Source organism: Gordonia sp. IEGM753, assembly GCF_050321825.1.
Taxonomy (GTDB): domain Bacteria; phylum Pseudomonadota; class Gammaproteobacteria; order Pseudomonadales; family Pseudomonadaceae; genus Aquipseudomonas.
On sequence record NZ_JBNQGB010000003.1, the window covers coordinates 482,420 to 505,013 of the forward strand.

The window sequence follows — 22,594 nt, forward strand, 5'->3', positions numbered from 1 at the left end:
TCTTCGGTTTTCGGTCAATTTTCGCAGTGCTGAACTGCACGAGTTTTGTAAGACGGAGGTTTTGAATGACCAATTCTTTGCAACCTGCATATGCTCTGGTCCCGGGTGCGAACCTGGAGGCTTATGTGCACACCGTGAACAGCATTCCATTGCTGACGCCGGAGCAGGAGCGTGAACTGGCCGAGAGTCTCTACTATGAGCAGGATTTGGGGGCGGCTCGGCAGATGGTGCTCGCCCACCTGCGTTTTGTTGTACATATTGCCCGTAGCTATTCCGGTTACGGCCTGGCTCAGGCTGACCTGATCCAGGAAGGCAACGTCGGCCTGATGAAGGCCGTGAAGCGCTTTAACCCGGAAATGGGTGTGCGTCTGGTTTCGTTCGCCGTGCACTGGATCAAGGCGGAAATTCACGAGTTCATCCTGCGCAACTGGCGCATTGTGAAAGTCGCGACCACCAAGGCCCAGCGCAAGCTGTTCTTCAACCTGCGCAGCCAGAAGAAACGTCTGGCGTGGCTGAACAACGAGGAAGTCCACCGCGTGGCGGAAAGCCTCGGCGTAGAGCCGCGGGAAGTGCGTGAGATGGAAAGTCGCCTGACCGGCCATGACATGGCCTTCGACCCGGCCGCTGAAGCGGACGACGACAGCGCTTTCCAATCGCCGGCCAACTATCTGGAAGACCACCGGTACGACCCGGCCCGTCAACTGGAAGATGCCGACTGGAGCGACAACTCCAACCACAACCTGCACGAAGCGCTGGAAGTGCTGGACGACCGTAGCCGGGACATTCTTTATCAGCGCTGGTTGGCTGAAGAGAAAGCCACGCTGCATGACCTGGCTCAGAAGTACAACGTGTCGGCCGAGCGTATTCGTCAGCTCGAAAAGAGCGCGATGAACAAGCTCAAGTTGTCGATCGCCGCATAACCTGCGCACCGGCAATAAAAAACGCCCCGATCAGTGATGATCGGGGCGTTTTTGTTTCTGTGCCCAACACATTACCCCTGTGGGAGATTCTATGTTTGGGGGGAACCCCCAACCATAGAATTTGGTTTGTATTCGCTTTGATTTTTCATCAAGGCAAACAGTACCCGAGCCAGTTTTCTGGCAAGGATTACGAGTGCTTCAGTCCCTTTCAGGCCTCGTGCCAAATAGCTCTGATAGTAAGGTTTCCAGGTCGCAGAGCGACTGGCGGCCATCGCGCTGTTATGAAACAGACGCCGAAACTCCGAGTCACCTCGTTTGGACAAGTAACGTCGCTGGTCTTTCTTGCCTGATTGCCTGACCCGTGGATCCATCCCCAAGAAGGCGATGTAGCCGTCGCTGTCAGAAAATTCGCCACGCATGAAGGCGGTTACCGCCGCGGTGGCGGTCAAGACACCTACACCCTCAACGGCTTGGCAACGTTTTACCTGCGCGTCCATGCCGGCTTCACTGACGATCTTCTTCAAGAGCGCCTGGATGTCTTTTTCAGTCTGCTCAATATTGGCCAGATACGCCGACAGCGCCTCTTTGAGCAGGGGTTCATCCTTCCAGCTTTGCTTAAGTGCGACGCGATGCTGAACGAGCTCGGCCCTGCGCCGCAGTACGCTTTTGAGTTGTGTGTAAGCCTTGGGCGGTGGGTTCCAGATGCGTAACCGGTCAGATTCCTTGCTGAGGTAGCGTGCCAGCAGCACCGCGTCCAAAGCATCTGTTTTAGCTCGAATACCTATTCCATCGCGATAGCGGTTGAGTCGAGAGCCATCAATAACGTAAACGTCATGCCCCATTTCATGGGCTATTTCCGTTGTGTCGAGATGGTAAGTGTTGGTCGCCTCAAGCGCGATGGCGCTGTTTGCAGGCAGCTTCTTTAACCACTGTTTGAGAGCTGAGCGCTCGTTTTTGACGACCTGCGTTTTCTGTAGATCGGTTCGATAGACCACGATTTCGTCCTTGGCGACATCAACACCAACGACCACCTGCGAATTCGAGATTGTCATGGCCCGTCCTCCGAGCTACGGTTTAAAGGCTTGTCGGGGTTCACCGTTGCGCTGGCTTGCTTCTATCGTCGGTCCGAGCCGATGCATTCCTTATCGGCGCATTAGGTGAAGGGGTGGGACGATGTCTCCCACAGTCTGTACTGGTCAGAGTCAGAAGCGAGGCTTTAGTCCCACCCACCCCTTCAAGTCTAAACATACAAGCGGGCTTGCTCGCGAATGCAGAGTATCAGTCAACATCATTGCTGAATGACACACCGCATTCGCGAGCAAGCCCGCTCCCACAGGGGATTTGTGGTGTTACTGAGCCCACGGCGCTCGCCGTGAATCGTTCAGCCCCAGCAAATAGCTGTCGCCGCCCAGTTGACTCATTTGCTGCCGAATCCACCCGGCTCGCCGTGCAACATAGTTAGTGGGATGACTTGCGCTCCACACTCGCGGATTGGGCAGTACGGCCGCCAGCAAACTTGCCTGCTGCCTGGACAACGACTTGGCGCTCACACCAAAGTGATGTCGGGCAGCCGCTTCTGCGCCAAACACACCGTCATCCCATTCCACGCTATTAAGGTACACCTCAAGAATGCGCTGCTTGGGCCAGAACACCTCGATCAGGCCGGTAAACCACGCTTCCAGCCCTTTGCGCAGCCAACTGCGTCCCGACCACAGAAACAGGTTTTTCGAGACTTGCTGGCTGAGCGTGCTGGCGCCACGAATCGAACCGCCCAGCTCATTGTGGGCCAGCGCTGCCTGGATGGCGCCGAAGTCGAAGCCCCAGTGCTCCGGGAATTTTTGATCTTCGCCAGCAATGACCGCGACTTTCAGATCATCGGAAATCTGGTCCCAGGGTTTCCAGGTGCGTTGCAGGTCAATGGGCTCGCCGTCGAACCAGGATTCGACCTTGCGCTCGACCATCAGCGCCGTTCCCGGCGGCGGTACCACCCGAAAAATCAGCACCAGCACTACGCTGCCGCCCGCGAACCACAGCAGGGCTTTGGTGAAACGTCGAAAAATTAAACGCAGCATAGAGATGGCTTGGCCGAACCCGTTGAGCGGGCCATTATACAGACCCTGTTGATCGAGTCTGACTGGAGTTCTTCATGCTGCGTGGCTTTCTGATGCTGGCCGCTTTTTTCGGCTTCACCGGCGTTGCCCTTGGCGCGTTCGCCGCTCACGGCCTGAAAAACCGTTTGACCCCCGAATACCTGGCGATTTTCCACACAGGCGTGACCTACCAACTGGTGCACACGCTCGCTTTGCTGGGTGTCGCATTGCTGGCGGCGCACATTCCGGGGCGCCTGGTTACGTGGGCGGGTGTTTCCTTTGCGATCGGCATCCTGCTGTTCTCCGGCAGCTTGTATCTGCTGACGATTACTGGTGTCAGCAAGCTTGGGATCATCACTCCCTTCGGCGGCCTGGCGTTTCTTGCAGGCTGGATTTGCCTCGGACTAGCCGCTTGGCGCCTGCCACTGACTGCGTGATGCTTGTTGCTGACCTTTAGGTCACGATCGGGCTAGAATGCCAGCCCCTAAAAATGATGGCGGCATTCGGCATGCGCATTCAGTTGAACGGCGAATCCCTTGAACTGCCCGACGGCGAAACCGTCGCGGACCTGATCACCCGTCTGGACCTGACCGGACGCCGGGTGGCGGTCGAACTCAATCTGGATATCGTCCCGCGCAGCCAACATCAGCAAACCACGCTGAACGACGGCGATAACGTCGAAGTGGTGCACGCCATCGGCGGCGGCTAGTCGCCCGGCCCGCAAGGGCACAGAATTATTATGCAAGAACCTCACCCCAACAGAGGATTTCCCATGAGCATCGTTCGTAGCGACAAGCCTTTCGTCCTGGCCGGTCGTACCTTCCAGTCGCGTTTGCTGGTCGGCACCGGCAAGTACAAGGACATGGATGAAACCCGCCTGGCCATCGAAGCGTCGGGTGCCGAGATCGTCACCTTTGCGGTACGGCGCACCAACCTCGGCCAGAACCCGGGCGAACCGAACCTGCTCGAAGTCCTGTCGCCGGATCGCTACACGTTCCTGCCTAACACCGCGGGTTGCTACGATGCCATCGAAGCCGTGCGCACCTGCCGACTGGCCCGTGAGCTGCTCGATGGCCACAACTTGGTGAAGCTGGAAGTGCTGGCGGACCAGAAAACCCTGTTCCCCAACGTGATCGAAACCCTCAAGGCCGCCGAAGTGTTGGTCAAGGAAGGCTTCGACGTGATGGTCTACACCAGCGACGACCCGATCATCGCCCGTCAACTGGCGGAAATCGGCTGCATCGCGGTCATGCCGCTGGCCGGTCTGATCGGCTCGGGCCTAGGGATCTGCAATCCGTACAACCTGCAGATCATCCTTGAAGAAGCAAAAATTCCTGTGCTGGTGGATGCCGGTGTCGGTACTGCTTCCGACGCAACCATCGCCATGGAACTGGGCTGCGAAGCGGTGCTGATGAACTCGGCCATCGCCAACGCCCAGCAGCCAATCATGATGGCTGAAGCCATGAAGCACGCCATCGTGGCGGGCCGCTTGGCCTACCTCGCCGGCCGCATGCCGAAAAAACTCTATGCCAGCGCCTCTTCGCCGCTGGATGGTCTGATCAAGTAAGAGCCATTGATGACTGAATCAAACGACACGCCAATCCAGACGGAAGAAGGCGACGAACGCCAACATCGCCGCATCAAGAGTTTTGTGATGCGCGCCGGTCGCATGACCGAAGGCCAGCAAAAAGGCCTGGACCAGGGCACTCCACTGTTCGTGCTGCCATTGGCCGATGCGCCGGTGGACTTCGACCAAGTATTTGGCCGCTCGGCACCGCGTTCGCTGGAAATCGGTTTCGGCATGGGTCATTCGCTGCTGGAAATGGCCGCAGCCTCGCCGGATCAGGATTTTATTGGCGTGGAAGTGCACCGGCCAGGTGTCGGCGCGTTGCTCAATGGCGTGCTGACTCAAGGCCTGACCAACCTGCGCGTTTACGATTGCGATGCGATTGAAGTGCTCAACCGGTGCGTGGCTGACAACAGCCTTGATCGCCTGATGCTGTTTTTCCCGGACCCTTGGCACAAGAGTCGTCACCACAAGCGCCGTATCGTTCAGGCCTCGTTTGCTGAATTGGTGCGCAGCAAGTTGAAAGTCGGCGGTGTACTGCACATGGCCACCGATTGGGAACCGTACGCCGAGTACATGCTGGAAGTGATGAACGTCGCCCCGGGTTATCGCAATTTGGCCGATGACGGCAAATGCGTACCGCGCCCAACCGAGCGTCCTGTCACCAAGTTCGAACGCCGTGGCGAACGCCTCGGGCATGGCGTGTGGGATTTGAAATTCGAAAAACAGTCCTGAACCCTACGCAATACCCAATGTGGGAGATTCTATGGTTGGGGGTTCCCCCCAAACATAGAATCTCCCACATTTGTTTTGCGGTGTTTTCGAGGTTCAGCGGCGGTCGGCAACTACGCCGATCAACACCAGCACCACCAACAATACCGGTGCCAGACTGTAGTTGTTGAACTGGCTCAACCCGCGAATGATCCACGGTGTCGCATAGATCAGCGCGACGCCGCTGCCGACCATGCACACCAACGCCATCAGCGGGACACGCAACGCGCCGGCAATGCTGCCCAGGCGTTGGTCGACCCAGCCCTTGATGTCGGCCCCGAACAGCACCAGCAAACAGCCTACCAGTGCCAGTGAGATTTCCGACAGGTTGCTGCGGCTCCAGCGGGACACGGTGGCGAGCAGGTCGAGTATCAGATCCATTGGTTTTCCTTAGGCTGAGATCAGCTCAGAAATTTCTGCAGCAAGTCATTGAGAAACAGTTGCCCGCGCATCGTGGCCGCCAGACGTGACGGTTCGACCTGCAACAAGCCACTTTGTTCTGCTTCGAGACGGCCTTCGGCAAGGCTTTCCAGCGACAGCCCGGTGCGCTCCGGATACAGCCGCGAATCTACGCCTTCGGTCAGGCGCAAAGCGTTCATCAAAAACTCAAACGGCAACTCATCATTGGTTAGCGCCTTCTCGCCGGCCTGAAAGCTTTTGTCCGGATTAAGGTAGTCCTTCGGCAGGCGCGTCTTCCAGGTGCGCACAATGCGCCCGTCGGGATGGCTGAGCTTGCCATGAGCACCGGCGCCGATACCGATGAAGTCGCCGAAACTCCAGTAGTTCAGGTTATGCCGCGCCGGGCGGCCTGGCTGCGCATAGGCCGAGACCTCGTATTGCGCGTAACCGTGTTCGGCCAGCAGCGCTTGCCCTGCCTCCTGAATGTCCCACAACGTGTCGTCTTCCGGCAGCACAGGCGGTTGGTTCCAGAACACCGTGTTCGGTTCCAGCGTTAATTGATACCAGGACACATGCGTTGGCTTGAGGGCGATGGCCTGGCGCAAGTCACTCAGGGCATCGTCCAGCGACTGATCGGGCAAACCGTGCATCAAGTCCAGGTTGAAGTTATCGAACCCGGCCTTTCGCGCCATCCCGGCGGCACGTACCGCTTCGTCACCATTGTGGATTCGGCCCAGCGCCTTGAGTTTTTCTTCCTGAAAACTCTGGATGCCGATCGACAGGCGATTGATGCCCAGCGCGCGATAGGCGACGAACTTCTCCTGCTCGAAGGTTCCCGGATTGGCTTCTAGGGTGATCTCGATGTCGCTGGCAAACGGGATGCGCTGCTCGACACCTTTGAGTAAACGGCCCAAGGCCTCGGCGCTGAACAGGCTCGGCGTGCCTCCGCCAAAGAAGATCGAACTCAATTGCCGGCCGTAAACCGCGTGCAAGTCCTGATCGAGGTCAGCCAGCAACGCGTCGACGTACTCCTGCTCCGGCAGCACGGCGCTTGCCGTGTGGGAGTTGAAGTCGCAATAAGGGCATTTGCGTACACACCATGGAATATGGATGTACAGCGCCAACGGCGGCAGCACTGGCAATGCGGCCCGTGGCGATTGTGCGGCGCCGCCGAAAATCAGCGGCGACGCGGATGAGTCGTGGGTCATTTCAGGCCCAAACGCTGGCGCAGCAGATCCATTGCACGGGCGCGGTGACTGATGAGGTTCTTTTCGCTCGGGCTCAGTTCTGCGCTGGAGCAGTCGCGCTCCGGCACCCAGAACAGCGGATCGTAGCCAAAACCGTGCTCGCCACTGGCGGCCGGCAGGATGCGCCCGTGCCACAAACCCTCACAGAGAATGGGCAGCGGATCGTCGGCGTGACGCACCAGCGCCAATACGCACACAAACTGCGCGCCACGTTCGGCCTCCGGTACTTCTTTCAAGGCGTCGAGCAATTTGGCGTTATTCGCCGCGTCGCCCTTGCCGTCGGCATAACGAGCCGAGTAGATACCCGGCGCGCCGCCGAGGAAATCCACCGCCAGCCCGGAGTCATCCGCCAGCGCTGGCAGGCCGGAAATACGTGCCGCATTGCGGGCCTTGAGGATGGCGTTCTCGACAAACGACAAACCGGTTTCTTCGGGCTCGACGCTGCTGAACTCGCCGATCGAGCGCAGTTGCACCGACTCGCCGAGCATGGCCTGGAGTTCCTTGAGTTTGCCGGCGTTATGGCTGGCCAGTACGAGTTGCGTGAAGTTGATCATTCGCCGGGGAAAAGCTCTTGGTTGAAATTGATGGTGTTGATCTTGTCGCCTGTCTGCACCTTGATTTCAAAGGTACGGGTTTCCTGCTGATCTACCGGGTACTGCGCAATGTAATACACCGCGCCTTGTTCGGTGATCTGGCGGAAATTCAACGGTACGGATTTGCTGGTCAGGTCTTTGACCGAACCGCTTACCTGAGCCATCAGCGGCTGGCCACCCTTGATCACTGACACGTTGATCACGCCTTGATTCTTGCTGCGGATCAGCTCGGCTGCCTTGGCAATGTCCGGTGTCAGGTAAGTCGAATTGAACGTGTTGTAGTGCACCGTCACGTCGCCGAAGGTTTCCTGGCGCTCACCTTTGATGACGTCGGCCGCCATGGCCGTGAAGCTCAGGCAGGTAGAAAGTAATAATAGCGCTAGACGACCCATGATCGTTCTCCTTGGAATGTCGTGGTTCACACCGCGATCTTGTGATCCTGCAGCCCTGGGCTGCTGACGCGGTAAATGCCGATCTCACCTAATAGATTAGGCCATAGCTTACTGGCCCACCCGTGCCGGTGCTGTTGATCCACGGCAAGTCGATCGATGACCTTGGCTTCACGCCCACGGCAGAGCGCTTCGAAGTCTTCGAAGGTGCAGAAGTGAATGTTCGGTGTGTTGTACCAGGTGTAGGGCAGAAACTCGGACACCGGCATCCGGCCCTTGCTCGCCAGGTACCAGCGGCAGCGCCAGTGACCGAAGTTGGGGAAGGTGATGATGCATTGGCGACCGACCCGCAGCATTTCGTCGAGGATCTTGTCCGGGTAATGTACGGCTTGCAGTGCCTGGGTCATGACCACCACATCGAAGCTGTTGCTGGCAAAGTTACCCAGGCCTTTGTCCAGATCCTGCTCGATGACGTTGATGCCCTTGGCCACGCACTCGGCAATGTTGTCCGGGTCGTTTTCCAGGCCGTAGCCGGTCACTTGCTTGTTGTCGCGCAGCCAGGTCAGCAATTCGCCATCGCCGCAACCAAGGTCGAGTACGCGGCTGCCGGCGGGTATCCATTCCTGGATGATTTCCAGATCAGCTCTCATGGCTTTCTCACAACGTAATTCGGTTCATGTAGTTGCTGAACGCCTGCAAATACCGCGGAATCGGAATCAGGAAGGCGTCATGGCCTTGCGGAGCATCGATCTCGAGGTAGCAAACGTCTTTCTTGGCCGCCATCAGTGCGTCTACCAGTTCCCGCGAGCGGGCCGGCGAGAAGCGCCAGTCGGTGGTAAAGGACATCACACAGAACTTGGCCTGGGCGTTGGCGAAGGTTTTTGCCAGGTCATCGTCGAAGTTCGCTGCCGGGTCGAAGTAATCCAGCGCCTTGGTCATCAACAGATACGTGTTGGCGTCGAAACGGCCGGAGAACTCTTCACCCTGATAACGCAGGTAGCTTTCGACCTGGAACTCGACACTGTGGAAGTCGTAGTTGAGCTTTTCGCTCTTCAGGCCGCGACCGAATTTCTCGCCCATCGAATCGTCGGACAGGTAGGTAATGTGTCCCACCATCCGCGCCAGCATCAGCCCACGTTTGGGGATGACACCCGCTTCCTGGAACGAGCCGCCGTGGAACTCGGGGTCGGTGAGGATTGCCTGGCGCGCGACTTCGTTGAAGGCGATGTTCTGCGCCGACAGCTTGGGCGCCGAGGCGATGGCCAGGCAATGGCGGATGCGCTCGGGGTACGTGATGCTCCATTGCATGGCCTGCATGCCGCCAAGGCTGCCGCCAATCACGGCCGCCCATTGGCCGATGCCGAGCAGGTCGGCCAAGCGCGCCTGACTGTGCACCCAGTCTTCCACGGTCAACACCGGAAAATCGGCGCCGAAGGGCTTGCCGGTTTCCGGGTTGATGCTGCTTGGACCTGTGGAGCCATTGCAGCCGCCGAGATTGTTCAGGCTGACCACGAAGAATTTGCGAGTGTCGATCGGTTTGCCGGGGCCGATGCAGCTGTCCCACCAACCCGGTTTTCGGTCTTCGGGGCTATGGAAACCGGCCGCGTGATGGTGGCCCGACAAGGCATGGCAAATCAGCACGGCGTTGCTCGCCGCGGCGTTCAACGTGCCATAGGTTTCGTAGATCAGGTCATAAGCTGGAAGCGAACGGCCGCAGGCCAAGGCCAGGGGCTCGCTGAAGTGCGCCACTTGCGGCGTCACCAAACCAACAGAATCGGCGGGAAAGGCAGTTGGCATCGACCCTGCTCTCGTTGAAATGAGGCGTAAGTCTAAAGACCGGTGGGGTTAGCGGCAAGCAAAGGGCCCAGCTGATTTCATTCGGTCAGACCCAGGTGCGCCATTCGCGAGCAAGCCTGCTCCCACAGGAAACTGCATTCCAAATGTGGGAGCGCCATTGCTCGCGAAGAACGATGACTCGGTCACCCCGATCAGATCAGGCCGAGCAGACCTTGTGGCATGAACGCGAAGTACGCCAGTCGCGGAATCAGCCAGCTCTGCAGCAGCTGAATCACGATAAACGCGAAGATCGGGGAAATGTCGAGACCCCCCAGATTAGGAATGATCCGGCGAAACGGGGCGAGAACCGGTTCAGTAATCTGAGCCACCAGTTCGGCGCCTGGATTGTGGCTGCCCGGGGCGACCCAGGACAAAATCACGCTGATGATCATGGCGTAGAACAGGATGTTCAAAAACAGCGAGAACAGTGCGATCAGTGCCCAAGGAATCAACAGCACCCAGTCGACCATGAAGCCTTTGAGCGTCAGGATCACTGCGATCAGCAGCATCTGCACGATCAACGCCAATACCAGCGACGACATGTCCAGCCCGAACATGCTCGGGATAACCCGGCGCAGCGGTTTGAGCAGCGGTTGAGTGGCCTTCACGATGAATTGGCACAGCGGGTTGTAAAAGTTCGCCCTGACCAGTTGCAGGATGAAGCGCAACAGCACGATCAGCAGGTACAGGCTGCCCAGGGTTTTAATGATGAAAATGGCAGCGTCGTTGAGTCCGAGCATCATTTATTCCTTTGTAAGAGCTGATTAGCGACCGAGTTGCTCAGCCATCTCGGCTGAACGGTGCGCGGCGGCGCCGAGTGCTTTTTCTACCAGGGCTTCGAAACCGTCAGCCTGGAACGATTTGATTGCAGCTTCCGTGGTGCCGGCAGGCGAGGTTACGCGACGACGCAGTTCGGCGGCGTCCACGTCACTGGCAACAGCCATGTGCGCTGCGCCCAGTGCAGTTTGTACCGTCAATTGTGCTGCAACATCTGCAGGCAGGCCGAGCTTCACGCCTGCTGCGGTCATCGCTTCAATCAGCAGGAAAAAGTAGGCCGGGCCCGAGCCGGACACGGCGGTGACCGCGTCCAGTTGCTGTTCTTCATTCAGCCACAAGGCAATGCCCACAGCCGACAGCAACTCTTCGGCTTGCTGGCGTTGCTGTTCGGTGACGTGTGCCGTGGCAAACAAACCGCTCACGCCCTGGCGCAGCAGCGCTGGCGTATTGGGCATGCAGCGCACGATTGGCTGGGCGCCGAGCCAGTTGTTCATGCTGGCGCAGGTGATGCCGGCAGCAATCGAAACCACCAGTTGATTCGGTGCAAGGCTTGGGCGGATGGCTTCGCACACGGCTTTCATGGCCTGCGGCTTGACCGCCAATACCACGACGTCAGCGCCTTGAATGGCGTCTGCGTTGTCGGTGAACACTTCGATGCCGTGTTCTGCGGCGACCTTGGCGCGAGTGTCGCTCCCCGGATCGCTGGCGCGGATCTGTTCAGCGTCCAGGCCTTTGGCGCGCAAGCCGCCGATCAGGCTGGCAGCCATGTTGCCGGCACCGATAAAGGCAATACGGGTTTTGCTCATGTCAGTTCCTTATAAAGTGATGCGCAGCCATGGTTCAAGGCTGCGTGCCGTAGTCGCGGGCGCCGAACAGGGCCGTACCAATGCGGACCCAGGTTGCGCCCATGGCGATGGCCGACTCTAGGTCGTGGCTCATGCCCATGGAAAGTGTATCGAGCGGCAGATCAAGGCTGTTTTGCAGATGTTGCACGGCAGCAAAAGCGGCGTCCTGCGCGGCGCGATCTTCAGTCGGCTCGGGAATCGCCATCAGCCCGCGCAAGTTGATGCGCGGCAACCGGCTGATTGCGCTGGCCAGGGCCGGCAGATCGGCCGGGGTGCAACCGGACTTGCTGGCTTCACCACTGACATTGACCTGGATGCAGATGTTGAGGGGCGGTAAGTCGGCAGGGCGTTGTTCGGACAGGCGTTGTGCGATTTTCAAACGATCCACGGAGTGCACCCAAGCAAAGTGCTCGGCGATAGCGCGAGTCTTATTCGATTGAATGGGGCCGATGAAGTGCCAGATCAAGGGCAGGTCGGCCAATTCGAGCTGTTTGCCCAGGGCTTCCTGCAAGTAGTTCTCGCCAAAGTTGTGCAGCCCGGCGGCATACGCTTCACGCAGGGCTTCGGCGGGTTTGGTTTTGCTCACGGCCAATAGTTGAACGCTGTGTTCGTCGCGCTGAGCGGCGAGGGCAGCGGCACGGATGCGTGAGCTAACCAAGGCAATGTTGTCTGCTATCGTGGACATCAAGAGGCGCCAGCGGTCTGAGGGTTGGCGGCATTCTACTGGAATTGAGGAGTGCTATGGATATCACTGAGCTGCTGGCGTTTAGCGCGAAACAAGGCGCTTCCGACTTGCACCTGTCTGCAGGGCTGCCACCGATGATTCGTGTCGATGGCGACGTGCGACGTATCAATCTGCCCGCTTTGGACCACAGGCAGGTTCAGGAGCTGATCTACGCCATCATGAATGACACCCAGCGGGTGGATTTCGAGAAACATCTCGAAACCGACTTTTCGTTCGATGTGCCCGGTGTGGCACGTTTTCGGGTAAACGCTTTTAACCAGAATCGCGGTGCTGGCGCGGTGTTTCGGACCATTCCATCGAAGGTCCTGAGCATGGACGACCTGGGTATGGGCGACGTATTTCGCAAAATTACCGAGTCGCCGCGCGGACTGGTATTGGTGACTGGCCCGACCGGCTCCGGCAAGTCCACCACGCTGGCGGCGATGATCGATTACCTGAATAACCATCGCCACCACCACATCCTTACCATCGAGGACCCGATCGAGTTCGTCCACGAGTCGCGCAAATGCCTGATCAACCAGCGTGAAGTGCATCGCGATACACGCAGCTTTGCCACGGCATTGCGCTCGGCGCTGCGTGAAGACCCGGATGTGATTCTGGTGGGTGAGATGCGCGACCTGGAGACTATTCGCCTGGCACTGACCGCGGCCGAAACAGGTCACTTGGTGTTTGGCACGTTGCACACCACCTCGGCGGCGAAAACCATTGACCGGGTCGTGGACGTGTTTCCTGGCGATGAGAAATCGATGGTGCGCTCGATGCTGTCCGAGTCGTTGCTGGCCGTGGTGTCGCAGACGTTGGTGAAGAAGATAGGTGGCGGGCGGATTGCCGCGCACGAAATCATGCTGGGAACGTCGGCGATCCGTAACTTGATCCGCGAAGACAAGGTGGCGCAGATGTACTCGTCGATTCAGACCGGCGGGAATCTGGGAATGCAAACGCTGGATATGTGCTTGAAGGAATTGGTGAGCAAAGGGCTGATCAGCCGCGATCATGCGCGAGAGAAAGCGCGATCGCCGGACAGTTTCTGAGCGCAGATGCGTAGCGTATTCAAGAGCGCTATCGCGAGCAGGCTCGCTCCCACATGGACTGCATCAATGCTGTGGGAGATGCGTCGCTTTTAAGGACGCCATCGCGAGCAGGCTCGCTCCCACATGGACTGCATCAATCCTGTGGGAGCGAGCCTGCTCGCGATGAGGGCATCAAATTCGAAGCAGATTTTGGAAGAGGATCAGCGCTGTACGACGCGCAGCTGATTAGGCTCTTTTGGCAGAACCCGCTTGGCAACCACGTAGTGGCTTTCCCAATACGGTTTCTTCAAGGTATCAATGGTCACCGACTTGCCACGACGCGGTGCGTGGATAAAGCGGTCGTTGCCCAGGTAGATGGCAACATGATTAACCTGACGGCTCTTGATGTTGAAGAAAATCAGGTCGCCCGGCTTCAAATCCTTGCGATCGACTTTCTGGCCATGACCGCTGGCCATGGCATTCGAGGTGCGCGGCAGGTCGAACGTCGCGTCATTAAACGCGTATTTCACCAGGCCACTGCAATCGAACCCTTTACTTGGGCTGCTGCCGCCCCAACGGTAAGGAGTACCCAAGACGTTTACTGCGCGGCTCAACACGTTGCTGCTTTCCTTGGTCGCCATCGGCGGTACAAGTTTGCTGTTGGCTTTGCTCAGGTGAGTGGTTTTTTTGGTAGTGGCTTTGTTTTTGCTGACAGGAGCAGAAACATGGGATTTCGGGGTGTAACCATTAACATTAGGAAGACGTTGCTCACGATTGGTGGCGTGGGCGGCCAGTGGCATCAAAAGGCAAATGGTTAGCCATGTCTTGAAAAATGGACGCATTAGGCAAGGCTCATAATTAGTTAGCGCGCAACTTTATAACAGCTTTTTTGTCCCTTCCGAGGCCGTTGGTCGATTCAACCTGGAGGTCAACGGAACCAAACAAGCGGCAAATGGACGCAATTGTCGGACAGAACTCAGGTGGTATAAGGCTTTGACGGGACACAAGGTAACATTTGCCATACGTCGGGCACCCGTAAAAAAGTCACAAAGAATCCAAGAATATTTATCTATCGTGTGAATCGAGGTCATCCATGAACACCTATCAGCAGCCCGTTCTGCAGCAAGACACTCACAGCAAGGTGATCGGGTACCTGCTGTGGATTTTTGGCTTTACCGGCGCTCATCGTTTCTATTACGGGAAGCCAATCACCGGGACGATCTGGTTTTTCACCTTCGGTTTGTTGGGTATTGGCTGGTTGATCGACCTGTTTTTGATCCCGGCGATGGATCGTGAAGCCGACCTGCGGTTTACCGCCGGGCCTATCGAATACAACGTGGCGTGGATTCTTCTGACGTTTCTTGGGGTATTCGGCGTGCACCGCATGTATCAGGGGAAATGGATCAGCGGATTGCTGTACCTGTTGACGGGCGGATTGTTCTTTGTAGGCGTGCTGTATGACTTCTGGACGCTGAATGACCAGGTTTCGGTGCGTAACGCCCAGAACCGCGGCACATTCGGATAAGTTATCGCGAGCAGGCTCACTCCCACACAGGATCTGTGCACAACACAAATCCCCTGTGGGAGCGAGCCTGCTCGCGATGGGGCCAACCCGATATCAAGCCTGGTGGCTGATCCGCCCATCCACCAGCGTGTAACGAACAACGCCCGGCAAGGTGTGCCCAATGAACGGGCAATTCTCACCCTTGGACAGCCAAGTTTCACCGGCCACGGTTGAAGCCGCAGGATCAAACAGCGCGATATCCGCTGCACCACCCACCGCCAGTTTCCCGGCCGGCAAGCGCAATGCCTGCGCAGGCCCGGCACTCAGGCGTGCCAGCAGCGTCGGTAGATCCAGCAAGCCATCCTCCACCAATGTCATCGCCAGCGGCAGCAGCAGTTCTACGCTGCTGATGCCCGGCTCTGTTGCGCCGAACGGTGCCAGTTTGGCATCGCGCTCATGCGGTTGGTGATGGCTGGAAATAGCCGACACCACACCTGACTTGACTGCTTCGCGCAGGCCATCGCGGTCGGCGCGTGTGCGTAGCGGCGGCTGGACATGATAGAGGCTGCTGAAATCGATCAGTGCTTCGTCGGTCAGGATCAACTGGTACAGCGCCACGTCAGCCGTCACCGGTAACCCGCGTGCTTGTGCCTGAGCGATCAGCGCCACGCCGCGTGCACTGGTGAGCTGGCTGAAGTGGGCACGGACGCCGCTTTGCTCGACCAACAGCAGATCCCGCGCCAAGGCTACGGTTTCGGCGGTTTCCGGAATGCCCGGAAGACCGAGAAAACTGGCAGTCGGGCCATCGTGGGCCAAGCCACCTTCGGCCAGATCATGGTCCTGGGAGTGGAAAATCACCGTCAGGTCGAAGGTCGCCGCATATTCCAGCGCCCGGCACAGCGTGCGAGTGTTGCGAAAGCTCTCCAGGCCATTGCCGAACGCCACGCAGCCTGCATCGCGCAATGCCACCAGTTCGGCCAACTGCTCGCCTTCGAGGCCTTTGCTGAGGGCGCCAATCGGGAAGACTTTGGTGTTGCCGGCTTCGCGAGCGCGGTCGAGGATCAATTCAGTGACCGCCGAGGTGTCGAGCACCGGTTTGGTGTGCGGCGGGCAGCACAGACTGGTCACGCCACCGGCGGCCGCGGCGCGGGTTTCGCTGACGATCGAGCCTTTGCGGCTGTAACCCGGCTCGCGCAGGGCGACGTTCAGGTCAACCAAGCCTGGAGCGGCCACCAGCCCCTGTGCGTCGATTGTCTCAAGCGCAACGAACCCGGCAGGTGCAGCGCCAATGGCGACGATTTTGCAGGCTTCAACGTGGATGTCGGTCACTTGGTCCAGGCCGCTGACCGGGTCAATTACGCGGGCACCGAGAATGCTGAGCTTCACTGGGCGTTCTCCTGCTCGAATTGGCGTTGGGCGGTTTGTCCACTCATGGCCATGGACAGTACGGCCATGCGGATCGCAATGCCGTAGGTCACCTGATTGAGAATGACCGAGTGCGGACCGTCAGCCACAGCCGACTCGATTTCTACGCCACGGTTGATCGGGCCCGGGTGCATGACGATGCAATCCGGTTTGGCGCCGGCCAGGCGCGTGGTGGTCAGGCCAAACAGGCGGTAGAACTCACCTTCACTCGGCAACAGGCCACCGGCCATGCGTTCACGCTGCAGGCGCAGCATGATCACCACGTCGACGTCTTTCAGGCCTTCGGTCATGTCGGTGTAGACCTTCACTCCGTATTGCTCGATGCCGATCGGCAGCAGGGTTTTCGGCGCGATCACGCGGATGTCCGGGCAGCCCAGGGTTTTCAGCGCCAGCATGTTCGAGCGCGCCACCCGTGAGTGCAGGATATCGCCGACGATGGCCACCGAAAGGTTTTCGAAGCCACCCTTGTGCCGACGGATCGTCAGCATGTCGAGCATGCCTTGGGTTGGGTGTGCATGACGGCCATCGCCGCCGTTGATGATCGCCACTTGCGGGCAAACATGTTCGGCGATGAAGTGCGCGGCGCCGGAATCACCGTGGCGCACGACGAACATGTCGGCGGCCATCGCCTCCAGGTTACGCAGCGTATCGAGCAGGGTTTCGCCCTTGCTCGCCGACGAAGTCGACACGTTCAGCGTGATCACGTCTGCTGAAAGGCGCTGAGCTGCCAGTTCAAACGTGGTGCGGGTGCGGGTGGAGTTCTCGAAAAATACGTTGCACACGGTTTTGCCGCGCAGCAGCGGGACCTTCTTGACCGCCCGGGCGCCGACTTCGAGGAACGAATCGGCGGTGTCGAGGATTTCCGTCAGCAACTCACGGCGCAACCCGTCGAGCGAGAGGAAGTGGCGCAACTGGCCCTGGTCATTGAGCTGCAGCGGGCGCTTGGTTTCTAGAGGCGTCATCGCGAGGGGGACTCTCAATAGGGCGAATTAAAGGGTGAAGTCTTGCAGTTCAAGCACCAGCGGCGATGGTCCGGACAGCTTCACTCGTTCGTGGGCCGCCAGCGACAACGTAGCGCCCACCACATTCGGGCGTATCGGCAGCTCACCGGCGTCCAGGTCCAGCAGGCAGACCAATGTCACACTGGCCGGGCGACCGTAGTCGAAGAGTTCGTTCATGGCGGCGCGGATGGTCCGGCCGCTCATCAGCACATCGTCGATCAGCACCAGGTGCTGGCCTTCGATCTCGAAGGGCAGGGCCGAGGGGCGGACTTGCGGGTGCAGGCCGTTTTGACTGAAATCGTCGCGGTAGAAGGAGACATCGAGGATGCCGAGCGGCGAGTCGCTGCCCAGTTCTTCGAGCAGTGCTTGCGCTACCCAGACGCCACCGGTACGAATGCCGATATAACGCGGTTCGCTGATGCCACGGTGTTCCAGGTGTGCCTTGAGACGGATCGCCATCTGGCTGATCAGTTCGGCGGGATTTGGCAGGCTCATGGTTGCTCCTTCTTGGGCCCGAGCCGGGTACTGCTTGAAGAGTGGCTCGGGGTGTAGCTAAGAGAGACGCTTTAACGGCTCGTCAGGATTCGAATAGTGCGCTGTTTTCGTCGAGCCAGCCTTGCAGCAACAGGGCGGCGGCGATGGCGTCGACCGGGTTATCGCGGTAACTGCCCTTTTGCCCGCCACGATCACGTCGTTCGCCCTTGGCTTCGAAGGTCGTCAGGCGTTCATCGTGGGTATAGAAGGGCAGGTTGTAACGGCCATTCAGGCGGCGGGCGAATTTTTCGGCGCGCAGGCACATGTCGCTGGGCGTGCCGTCCATGTTCAACGGCAAGCCGACCACGACGGCGTCGGGTTTCCACTCTTTGATCAGCGCTTCGACCTGATTCCAGTCGGGAATACCGTTTTGCGCCTTCAAGGTGCACAGTTCGCGCGCCTGACCGGTAATCACTTGGCCGACCGCAACGCCGATCTGTTTGGTGCCGTAGTCAAAACCCAGAATCAACCGCAGGGCCATCAGGCGTGTCCTGCCTGGCTGGTCAGCAGGCTCAGGTTGACGCCGAGGTGCTTGGCGGCTGCATCCAGGCGCAGTTCGCTGCTGGTGTTGAACAGGATGTCGGCGTCGAACGGGCAGGTCAGCCAGGCGTTGTCGGACAGTTCGGCCTCAAGCTGCCCGGCCTCCCAGCCGGCGTAACCGAGGGCGATCAGGCTTTTTTCCGGGCCAACGCCGTCGGCAATTGCAAAGAGCACATCTTGCGAGGTGGACAATGACAAGTCGCCTTCCAGATCGACGGTCGCCTGGAATGTCTTGCCCGAAGGGTGCAGGACAAAACCGCGATCAGTCTGCACCGGCCCGCCAATGAAAATCGGCACGTGCTGGCAGAGTACTGGCGGTTCGATATCAGGGCGCAGTTGCTCGAGGATATCGGCCAGGTTCAGCTCTTGCGGGCGATTGACCACCAGCCCCATGGCACCATTGGCCGTGTGCTCGACGATATAGGTCAAGGTGTGCGCAAAGTTCGGGTCGGCCATGTGCGGCATGGCGATCAGGAATTGATGCTTGAGGTAGCTGGGGCTGACGTTTTTCATGAGCGCTAGTGTGGCGTTGGAGGGGCGAACTGACAAGCTGGGGATGCCGCAATTTGGCAGCCAGCACTGAACAAATGTTGGCGCGGGCTTGTGTGGCGAGGGGATTTATCGGAATGCCGCACCACCCCGTTGCGCCGCGAAGCGACCCCAAGGCTGCGCCCCGCTGTGTCGGGCACACCGCATGCGACGGTTTTACGACTGCTGCGCAGCCGAACGGGGATAAATCCCCTCGCCACAGTTTTCCCGGCCTAGGGATTTGTGGTGGTCAATTACTCGAGAGCTTGTCCCCGCGCGCAAACTTCCACGTGCGGATGATTTCCAGTCGATCGATGTCCGACAAGTCACCGGTAAACGGTGAAAAAGGTGCTGCCAGGCGCACAATGCGCTGCGCTGCTTGATCCAGCAGGGGCTGGCCGGACGATTCCAGCACTAGCACTTCATACAGCGAGCCGTCGCGGTTGATCGATACCATCAAGCGCAAATTGCCGTAAATCTGCTTGCGTCGGGCCTCTTCGGGGTAATTGAGGTTGCCGATGCGCTCGACTTTCTTGCGCCATTCATCCTTATACCAAGCCCCTTTGTCGCGCATGGTCGACGCGGCGCTCAGGCGATGGATGCGCGGGCGCTTGGCGTATAGCTGTTGTTCCTTGGCCAGTTCGGCTTCAAGGCTGGCGATGTCGCTGGACAGCTGTGAGCTATCGAACGTTGGCGCCGCCACCTCGGGTTTGGCCTGAGGTTTGGCTTCTTCATTCTTGGCGGGTGCTTTTTTCGGCTTCGGTGCAATGGTTGTTACGGCAGCCTTTGGCGCCGCTTGCTGCACTTCCGGTTTGGCTGAAGGCGGTGGGATGACCTTCTGCACTTTTGTGTCCTGGAACGGCGCGACCTCGGTGGTCTTGGGAATTGCCTTTTTATCCAGGGTGCCGCTGCCTTCCTGATTTTCCTGGGCCAGGAAATCAGCTTTCGCTGGTTTCTTTTCACTTTTGAAAGTGGCGAGGGTGATTTCCAGGGTTCTGCTGATCTGCTGGGGCTCAACCATGGTAAAGCCCACGCCCAGCAGCAGCGCCAAGTGGATCAGCGCCGCGATGAACAGGGTAAATCCGAGGCGATCGGCCGGGCGCACGCCACGGTGGGCGAGTTCGGAGGGCAGATCGGACGGGAGCGTCATGACAGAAAAACCAACATCGCGTTTTTACAAGCCCGGCATGATAACGCAATGTTGGTTTTTAGCTTCACGCTACACGCTTCAAGCGACAGGCTGTACGCGCGCGCTTCAAACGGTCGGCTTGGCGCTTGCAACTTGCAGCTTCTTCTCGATGGCATCCATCAACAGGCCGCCGATGTCGGTGCCGAACGCGTTATCAATCTCGCGAATGCAGGTCGGGCTGGTGACGTTGATTTCGGTCAAGTGCTCACCAATTACGTCCAGGCCCACGAACAGCAAGCCTTTTTCACGCAGGGTCGGGCCGACTTGAGCGGCAATCCAGCGATCTTTATCGGTTAACGGACGAGCTTCGCCACGACCGCCGGCCGCCAGGTTGCCACGGGTTTCGCCTGCGGCAGGAATTCGCGCCAGGCAGTAATCCACAGGCTCGCCGTCGATCATCAGGATGCGCTTGTCGCCATCGACGATGGCCGGCAAGTAACCCTGGATCATGATCTGCTGCTTGCCGTGCAGCGTCAGGGTTTCGAGGATCACCGACAGGTTAGGGTGGCCGGCGGTGTGACGGAAGATTGAAGAGCCGCCCATGCCGTCCAGCGGCTTGAGGATTACATCGCCATGATGGTCGGCGAATTCACGCAATACGTCCGGGCGACGGCTGACGATGGTCGGCGGCGTGCACTGCGGAAACAGCGTGGCGAACAGTTTTTCGTTGCAGTCACGCAGGCTCTGCGGTTTGTTGACCACCAATACGCCGGCGCGCTCGGCTTGTTCGAGCAAATACGTGGAGTACACGAATTCCATGTCGAACGGCGGATCTTTGCGCATCAGGATCACGTCCAGATCGCTCAGCAGCGCGTCGGTTTCGGCTTCCAGCTCAAACCATTTTTCCGGGTTGGCGAAGACCTTCAGCGGCCGCATCCGGGCCCGGGCTTCCCCTTCGGCCTGGTACAAATCGCTCTGTTCCATATAGAACAGTTCCCAGCCGCGCTTCTGTGCGGCCAGCAACATGGCCAGCGAGCTGTCCTTTTTATAGGAAATGCCAGCAATAGGATCCATGACAATCCCGACGCGAACGCTCATGGGTAACTCCTCTGAAAATTAGATGAGGCCTGGTGTCGATCCCGTAAAAGATCAGTCCAAAGAGCCGTATAAAAGTGGCGTCAGAGTGGCGCTGAGTGTGTTCCCGGTCAAGGAAAAACCACTGCGAAGGTGCCCCGATAGATTGGATTTGGAGACTGTGCTAAAAAGGCTGCCATGTCGTGCTGGCCCTTGAGCATCAAGGGTTTCGGGCCCCGGAAAACCGGAAACGGACAAATTGATTCGCAAAGGCGACGGTAGAGCAACTATGGAACAGCATTCCAGCGCCTTGAAGGTCATGGTGATCGACGACTCGAAAACAATTCGTCGCACCGCCGAAACGCTGTTGAAGAACGTGGGGTGTGACGTCATAACCGCCATCGATGGTTTCGATGCGCTGGCCAAGATTGCCGATAATCATCCCGGCATCATCTTTGTCGACATCATGATGCCGCGACTGGATGGCTATCAGACCTGCGCTTTAATCAAGAACAACAGTGCGTTCAAGTCCACGCCGGTGATTATGCTGTCGTCCAAGGACGGGCTGTTCGACAAGGCCAAGGGACGCATCGTTGGTTCCGATCAGTTTTTGACCAAGCCTTTCAGCAAGGAAGAACTACTGAACGCGATCCAGGCCCATGTTCCGGGCTTCGCCGCCGTTTTGCCGCAATAGGAAACGCACAGTGATGCTCGGCCAGCGGGCCCGGCGTCGACAAGAATGGGGAAGACCATGGCACGTATTCTGATCGTCGATGATTCGCCGACTGAAATGTACAAACTGACCGGCATGCTGGAAAAGCACGGTCATGAAGTGTTGAAAGCCGAAAACGGCGCGGATGGCGTGGCCCTGGCCCGTCAGGAAAAACCCGATGCAGTGCTGATGGACATCGTCATGCCCGGCCTCAACGGTTTCCAAGCGACCCGTCAGCTGACCAAAGACCCGGAAACAGGGCATATCCCGGTGATTATCATCACCACCAAGGATCAGGAAACCGACAAGGTCTGGGGCACACGCCAAGGCGCCAAGGATTACCTGACCAAGCCTGTAGACGAAGAAACCCTGATCAAAACCCTGAACAACGTGCTGGCCGGTTGATCGTGCGGCCATGAGCGAGTCGCTGACTGCCTTCGAGCTGCTGCTGCAGATCGACCAGCGCTGTCGTTTGCTGGCCGCGGATTTGCCGTCCCAGCCAACCCGGCAAGACAGTTGGAGCGGCATTGGTTTTCGTTTGGGCGAAGAGTGGTATGTCGCGCCCATGGGCGAAGTCAGCGAAGTCCTGCATGAACCGCGCTTCACTCAACTGCCGGGTGTGAAGACGTGGGTCAAGGGTGTGGCCAACTTGCGTGGGCGGCTGTTGCCAATCATGGATTTGAGCGGCTTCTTTGGCCACGAACTGTCGGCGGTCCGCAAGCAGCGGCGGGTGTTGGTGGTGGAGCATCGCGAGGTGTTCGCCGGGCTGATAGTGGATGAAGTCGCAGGCTTGCAGCACTTTGCCCAGGACAGCCTTGCACCGACGACAACCCTGGCTGGCCCGGTCGCTGCCTTCATCAAAGGCCGGTTTCAGCGCGAGCGAAACTGGCAGGTGTTCAGCCCGTATGCGCTGGTGCAATCGCAGGGCTTTATGAGTGTCGCGGTGTGACGGCTGGCC

General features: G+C 58.6%; 29 protein-coding genes. 10 read left to right on the plus strand and 19 right to left on the minus strand.

The genetic code is table 11. From position 1 onward, the window contains the following. Positions 1-65: 65 nt before the first annotated feature. On the plus strand, positions 66-920 hold the full coding sequence (gene rpoH, locus ACQR3R_RS19160) for an RNA polymerase sigma factor RpoH (protein WP_007897890.1): 855 nt from the start codon (positions 66-68) through the stop codon (positions 918-920). 89 nt (positions 921-1,009) lie between these two features. Here the strand turns inward: rpoH and ACQR3R_RS19165 are convergent, their stop codons facing one another. After that, positions 1,010-1,972, minus strand: coding sequence for an IS110 family transposase (locus ACQR3R_RS19165; RefSeq protein WP_428274252.1), 963 nt, complete (start codon positions 1,970-1,972; stop codon positions 1,010-1,012). A 297-nt stretch (positions 1,973-2,269) separates the two neighbouring features. Continuing rightward, the gene (mtgA, locus tag ACQR3R_RS19170; RefSeq protein WP_428274254.1) at positions 2,270-2,992 is read right to left on the minus strand and encodes a monofunctional biosynthetic peptidoglycan transglycosylase; all 723 of its coding nucleotides are present in this window, start codon (positions 2,990-2,992) and stop codon (positions 2,270-2,272) included. Positions 2,993-3,066: 74 nt separating this feature from the next. Here mtgA and ACQR3R_RS19175 point away from each other — a divergent pair, with 74 nt between their 5' ends. From ACQR3R_RS19175 to trmB, 4 genes are all read left to right on the plus strand, one after another. Then, the gene (locus ACQR3R_RS19175) at positions 3,067-3,447 is read left to right on the plus strand and encodes a DUF423 domain-containing protein (RefSeq protein ID WP_428274256.1); all 381 of its coding nucleotides are present in this window, start codon (positions 3,067-3,069) and stop codon (positions 3,445-3,447) included. Between the two features lie 71 nt (positions 3,448-3,518). Continuing rightward, on the plus strand, positions 3,519-3,719 hold the full coding sequence (gene thiS, locus ACQR3R_RS19180) for a sulfur carrier protein ThiS (protein WP_428274258.1): 201 nt from the start codon (positions 3,519-3,521) through the stop codon (positions 3,717-3,719). Positions 3,720-3,782: 63 nt separating this feature from the next. Further along, on the plus strand, positions 3,783-4,577 hold the full coding sequence (locus ACQR3R_RS19185; RefSeq protein WP_428274260.1) for a thiazole synthase: 795 nt from the start codon (positions 3,783-3,785) through the stop codon (positions 4,575-4,577). 9 nt (positions 4,578-4,586) lie between these two features. Beyond that, the gene (trmB, locus tag ACQR3R_RS19190; protein WP_428274262.1) at positions 4,587-5,312 is read left to right on the plus strand and encodes a tRNA (guanosine(46)-N7)-methyltransferase TrmB; all 726 of its coding nucleotides are present in this window, start codon (positions 4,587-4,589) and stop codon (positions 5,310-5,312) included. 93 nt (positions 5,313-5,405) lie between these two features. Here trmB and ACQR3R_RS19195 read toward each other — a convergent pair whose 3' ends face one another. From ACQR3R_RS19195 to ACQR3R_RS19235, 9 genes are all read right to left on the minus strand, one after another. After that, entirely contained in the window at positions 5,406-5,729 is a 324-nt protein-coding gene (locus ACQR3R_RS19195) for a DUF3392 family protein (RefSeq protein WP_428274264.1), read from the minus strand. 20 nt (positions 5,730-5,749) lie between these two features. Then, positions 5,750-6,955 carry a radical SAM family heme chaperone HemW gene (gene hemW, locus ACQR3R_RS19200; protein ID WP_428274266.1) on the minus strand — a complete coding sequence of 402 codons (1,206 nt, stop codon included), beginning with the start codon at positions 6,953-6,955 and terminating at the stop codon, positions 5,750-5,752. After that, positions 6,952-7,548, minus strand: coding sequence for an RdgB/HAM1 family non-canonical purine NTP pyrophosphatase (rdgB, locus tag ACQR3R_RS19205; RefSeq protein WP_428274268.1), 597 nt, complete (start codon positions 7,546-7,548; stop codon positions 6,952-6,954). The genes hemW and rdgB overlap by 4 nt, the downstream gene beginning before the upstream one ends. Next, the gene (locus ACQR3R_RS19210) at positions 7,545-7,979 is read right to left on the minus strand and encodes a DUF4426 domain-containing protein (RefSeq protein ID WP_428274270.1); all 435 of its coding nucleotides are present in this window, start codon (positions 7,977-7,979) and stop codon (positions 7,545-7,547) included. The genes rdgB and ACQR3R_RS19210 overlap by 4 nt, the downstream gene beginning before the upstream one ends. 26 nt (positions 7,980-8,005) lie before the next feature. Then, positions 8,006-8,626 (minus strand): methionine biosynthesis protein MetW, encoded by a 621-nt coding sequence (metW, locus tag ACQR3R_RS19215; protein WP_428274272.1) that lies wholly within the window; start codon positions 8,624-8,626, stop codon positions 8,006-8,008. A gap of 7 nt (positions 8,627-8,633) precedes the next feature. After that, complete coding sequence (gene metX / locus ACQR3R_RS19220; RefSeq protein ID WP_428274274.1) at positions 8,634-9,773, minus strand: homoserine O-succinyltransferase MetX; 1,140 nt, start codon at positions 9,771-9,773, stop codon at positions 8,634-8,636. A gap of 191 nt (positions 9,774-9,964) precedes the next feature. Then, positions 9,965-10,552 (minus strand): YggT family protein, encoded by a 588-nt coding sequence (locus ACQR3R_RS19225; RefSeq protein WP_428274276.1) that lies wholly within the window; start codon positions 10,550-10,552, stop codon positions 9,965-9,967. A gap of 24 nt (positions 10,553-10,576) precedes the next feature. Then, complete coding sequence (proC, locus tag ACQR3R_RS19230; RefSeq protein WP_428274278.1) at positions 10,577-11,395, minus strand: pyrroline-5-carboxylate reductase; 819 nt, start codon at positions 11,393-11,395, stop codon at positions 10,577-10,579. 34 nt (positions 11,396-11,429) lie between these two features. Continuing rightward, positions 11,430-12,119, minus strand: a complete 690-nt coding sequence (locus tag ACQR3R_RS19235) for a YggS family pyridoxal phosphate-dependent enzyme (RefSeq protein WP_428274280.1) — start codon at positions 12,117-12,119, stop codon at positions 11,430-11,432. A 56-nt stretch (positions 12,120-12,175) separates the two neighbouring features. Between ACQR3R_RS19235 and ACQR3R_RS19240 the strand changes: the two genes are divergently transcribed. Further along, positions 12,176-13,210, plus strand: coding sequence for a PilT/PilU family type 4a pilus ATPase (locus ACQR3R_RS19240; RefSeq protein WP_428274282.1), 1,035 nt, complete (start codon positions 12,176-12,178; stop codon positions 13,208-13,210). Between the two features lie 200 nt (positions 13,211-13,410). On the opposite strand, the gene ACQR3R_RS19245 is transcribed toward ACQR3R_RS19240, so the two are convergent. Continuing rightward, positions 13,411-14,031: an NlpC/P60 family protein gene (locus ACQR3R_RS19245; RefSeq protein WP_428274284.1), complete on the minus strand. Its 621-nt coding sequence runs from the start codon at positions 14,029-14,031 to the stop codon at positions 13,411-13,413. 251 nt (positions 14,032-14,282) lie between these two features. On the opposite strand from ACQR3R_RS19245, the gene ACQR3R_RS19250 reads away from it, so the two are divergent. Beyond that, positions 14,283-14,714 (plus strand): NINE protein, encoded by a 432-nt coding sequence (locus ACQR3R_RS19250; RefSeq protein WP_428274286.1) that lies wholly within the window; start codon positions 14,283-14,285, stop codon positions 14,712-14,714. Positions 14,715-14,807: 93 nt separating this feature from the next. On the opposite strand, the gene ACQR3R_RS19255 is transcribed toward ACQR3R_RS19250, so the two are convergent. The 7 genes from ACQR3R_RS19255 to gshB form a co-directional block, all read right to left on the minus strand. Next, positions 14,808-16,079, minus strand: a complete 1,272-nt coding sequence (locus tag ACQR3R_RS19255) for a dihydroorotase (protein ID WP_428274288.1) — start codon at positions 16,077-16,079, stop codon at positions 14,808-14,810. Continuing rightward, positions 16,076-17,080 (minus strand): aspartate carbamoyltransferase catalytic subunit, encoded by a 1,005-nt coding sequence (locus ACQR3R_RS19260; RefSeq protein ID WP_428274289.1) that lies wholly within the window; start codon positions 17,078-17,080, stop codon positions 16,076-16,078. The genes ACQR3R_RS19255 and ACQR3R_RS19260 overlap by 4 nt, the downstream gene beginning before the upstream one ends. A 27-nt stretch (positions 17,081-17,107) precedes the next feature. Further along, entirely contained in the window at positions 17,108-17,614 is a 507-nt protein-coding gene (gene pyrR / locus ACQR3R_RS19265) for a bifunctional pyr operon transcriptional regulator/uracil phosphoribosyltransferase PyrR (RefSeq protein ID WP_428274291.1), read from the minus strand. 82 nt (positions 17,615-17,696) lie between these two features. Further along, on the minus strand, positions 17,697-18,134 hold the full coding sequence (gene ruvX / locus ACQR3R_RS19270; RefSeq protein ID WP_090178626.1) for a Holliday junction resolvase RuvX: 438 nt from the start codon (positions 18,132-18,134) through the stop codon (positions 17,697-17,699). Next, positions 18,134-18,706: a YqgE/AlgH family protein gene (locus tag ACQR3R_RS19275; RefSeq protein WP_428274294.1), complete on the minus strand. Its 573-nt coding sequence runs from the start codon at positions 18,704-18,706 to the stop codon at positions 18,134-18,136. The genes ruvX and ACQR3R_RS19275 overlap by 1 nt, the downstream gene beginning before the upstream one ends. Positions 18,707-18,971: 265 nt before the next feature. After that, a complete protein-coding gene (locus ACQR3R_RS19280) occupies positions 18,972-19,871 on the minus strand; it encodes a TonB family protein (RefSeq protein ID WP_428274296.1) in 900 nt (299 codons plus the stop codon). A gap of 105 nt (positions 19,872-19,976) precedes the next feature. Next, positions 19,977-20,948: a glutathione synthase gene (gene gshB / locus ACQR3R_RS19285; RefSeq protein ID WP_428274297.1), complete on the minus strand. Its 972-nt coding sequence runs from the start codon at positions 20,946-20,948 to the stop codon at positions 19,977-19,979. Between the two features lie 265 nt (positions 20,949-21,213). Here gshB and pilG point away from each other — a divergent pair, with 265 nt between their 5' ends. Genes pilG through ACQR3R_RS19300 form a run of 3 tightly spaced genes read left to right on the plus strand, consistent with a single transcriptional unit; the run spans position 21,214 to position 22,585 of the window. Next, a complete protein-coding gene (gene pilG / locus ACQR3R_RS19290) occupies positions 21,214-21,618 on the plus strand; it encodes a twitching motility response regulator PilG (RefSeq protein ID WP_428274299.1) in 405 nt (134 codons plus the stop codon). Positions 21,619-21,675: 57 nt separating this feature from the next. Further along, on the plus strand, positions 21,676-22,041 hold the full coding sequence (gene pilH, locus ACQR3R_RS19295; RefSeq protein ID WP_008068134.1) for a twitching motility response regulator PilH: 366 nt from the start codon (positions 21,676-21,678) through the stop codon (positions 22,039-22,041). A 10-nt stretch (positions 22,042-22,051) separates the two neighbouring features. Further along, on the plus strand, positions 22,052-22,585 hold the full coding sequence (locus ACQR3R_RS19300) for a chemotaxis protein CheW (RefSeq protein WP_428274302.1): 534 nt from the start codon (positions 22,052-22,054) through the stop codon (positions 22,583-22,585). The last annotated feature ends 9 nt before the right edge of the window (positions 22,586-22,594 follow it).

Bases quoted from the DNA above. Each gene is read 5' to 3' on its own strand.
- rpoH (WP_007897890.1), top strand. From the start codon at position 66: ATGACCAATTCTTTGCAACCTGCATATGCTCTGGTCCCGGGTGCGAAC.
- ACQR3R_RS19165 (WP_428274252.1), bottom strand. From the start codon at position 1,972: ATGACAATCTCGAATTCGCAGGTGGTCGTTGGTGTTGATGTCGCCAAG.
- mtgA (WP_428274254.1), bottom strand. From the start codon at position 2,992: ATGCTGCGTTTAATTTTTCGACGTTTCACCAAAGCCCTGCTGTGGTTC.
- ACQR3R_RS19175 (WP_428274256.1), top strand. From the start codon at position 3,067: ATGCTGCGTGGCTTTCTGATGCTGGCCGCTTTTTTCGGCTTCACCGGC.
- thiS (WP_428274258.1), top strand. From the start codon at position 3,519: ATGCGCATTCAGTTGAACGGCGAATCCCTTGAACTGCCCGACGGCGAA.
- ACQR3R_RS19185 (WP_428274260.1), top strand. From the start codon at position 3,783: ATGAGCATCGTTCGTAGCGACAAGCCTTTCGTCCTGGCCGGTCGTACC.
- trmB (WP_428274262.1), top strand. From the start codon at position 4,587: ATGACTGAATCAAACGACACGCCAATCCAGACGGAAGAAGGCGACGAA.
- ACQR3R_RS19195 (WP_428274264.1), bottom strand. From the start codon at position 5,729: ATGGATCTGATACTCGACCTGCTCGCCACCGTGTCCCGCTGGAGCCGC.
- hemW (WP_428274266.1), bottom strand. From the start codon at position 6,955: ATGACCCACGACTCATCCGCGTCGCCGCTGATTTTCGGCGGCGCCGCA.
- rdgB (WP_428274268.1), bottom strand. From the start codon at position 7,548: ATGATCAACTTCACGCAACTCGTACTGGCCAGCCATAACGCCGGCAAA.
- ACQR3R_RS19210 (WP_428274270.1), bottom strand. From the start codon at position 7,979: ATGGGTCGTCTAGCGCTATTATTACTTTCTACCTGCCTGAGCTTCACG.
- metW (WP_428274272.1), bottom strand. From the start codon at position 8,626: ATGAGAGCTGATCTGGAAATCATCCAGGAATGGATACCCGCCGGCAGC.
- metX (WP_428274274.1), bottom strand. From the start codon at position 9,773: ATGCCAACTGCCTTTCCCGCCGATTCTGTTGGTTTGGTGACGCCGCAA.
- ACQR3R_RS19225 (WP_428274276.1), bottom strand. From the start codon at position 10,552: ATGCTCGGACTCAACGACGCTGCCATTTTCATCATTAAAACCCTGGGC.
- proC (WP_428274278.1), bottom strand. From the start codon at position 11,395: ATGAGCAAAACCCGTATTGCCTTTATCGGTGCCGGCAACATGGCTGCC.
- ACQR3R_RS19235 (WP_428274280.1), bottom strand. From the start codon at position 12,119: ATGTCCACGATAGCAGACAACATTGCCTTGGTTAGCTCACGCATCCGT.
- ACQR3R_RS19240 (WP_428274282.1), top strand. From the start codon at position 12,176: ATGGATATCACTGAGCTGCTGGCGTTTAGCGCGAAACAAGGCGCTTCC.
- ACQR3R_RS19245 (WP_428274284.1), bottom strand. From the start codon at position 14,031: ATGCGTCCATTTTTCAAGACATGGCTAACCATTTGCCTTTTGATGCCA.
- ACQR3R_RS19250 (WP_428274286.1), top strand. From the start codon at position 14,283: ATGAACACCTATCAGCAGCCCGTTCTGCAGCAAGACACTCACAGCAAG.
- ACQR3R_RS19260 (WP_428274289.1), bottom strand. From the start codon at position 17,080: ATGACGCCTCTAGAAACCAAGCGCCCGCTGCAGCTCAATGACCAGGGC.
- pyrR (WP_428274291.1), bottom strand. From the start codon at position 17,614: ATGAGCCTGCCAAATCCCGCCGAACTGATCAGCCAGATGGCGATCCGT.
- ruvX (WP_090178626.1), bottom strand. From the start codon at position 18,134: ATGGCCCTGCGGTTGATTCTGGGTTTTGACTACGGCACCAAACAGATC.
- ACQR3R_RS19275 (WP_428274294.1), bottom strand. From the start codon at position 18,706: ATGAAAAACGTCAGCCCCAGCTACCTCAAGCATCAATTCCTGATCGCC.
- ACQR3R_RS19280 (WP_428274296.1), bottom strand. From the start codon at position 19,871: ATGACGCTCCCGTCCGATCTGCCCTCCGAACTCGCCCACCGTGGCGTG.
- gshB (WP_428274297.1), bottom strand. From the start codon at position 20,948: ATGAGCGTTCGCGTCGGGATTGTCATGGATCCTATTGCTGGCATTTCC.
- pilG (WP_428274299.1), top strand. From the start codon at position 21,214: ATGGAACAGCATTCCAGCGCCTTGAAGGTCATGGTGATCGACGACTCG.
- pilH (WP_008068134.1), top strand. From the start codon at position 21,676: ATGGCACGTATTCTGATCGTCGATGATTCGCCGACTGAAATGTACAAA.
- ACQR3R_RS19300 (WP_428274302.1), top strand. From the start codon at position 22,052: ATGAGCGAGTCGCTGACTGCCTTCGAGCTGCTGCTGCAGATCGACCAG.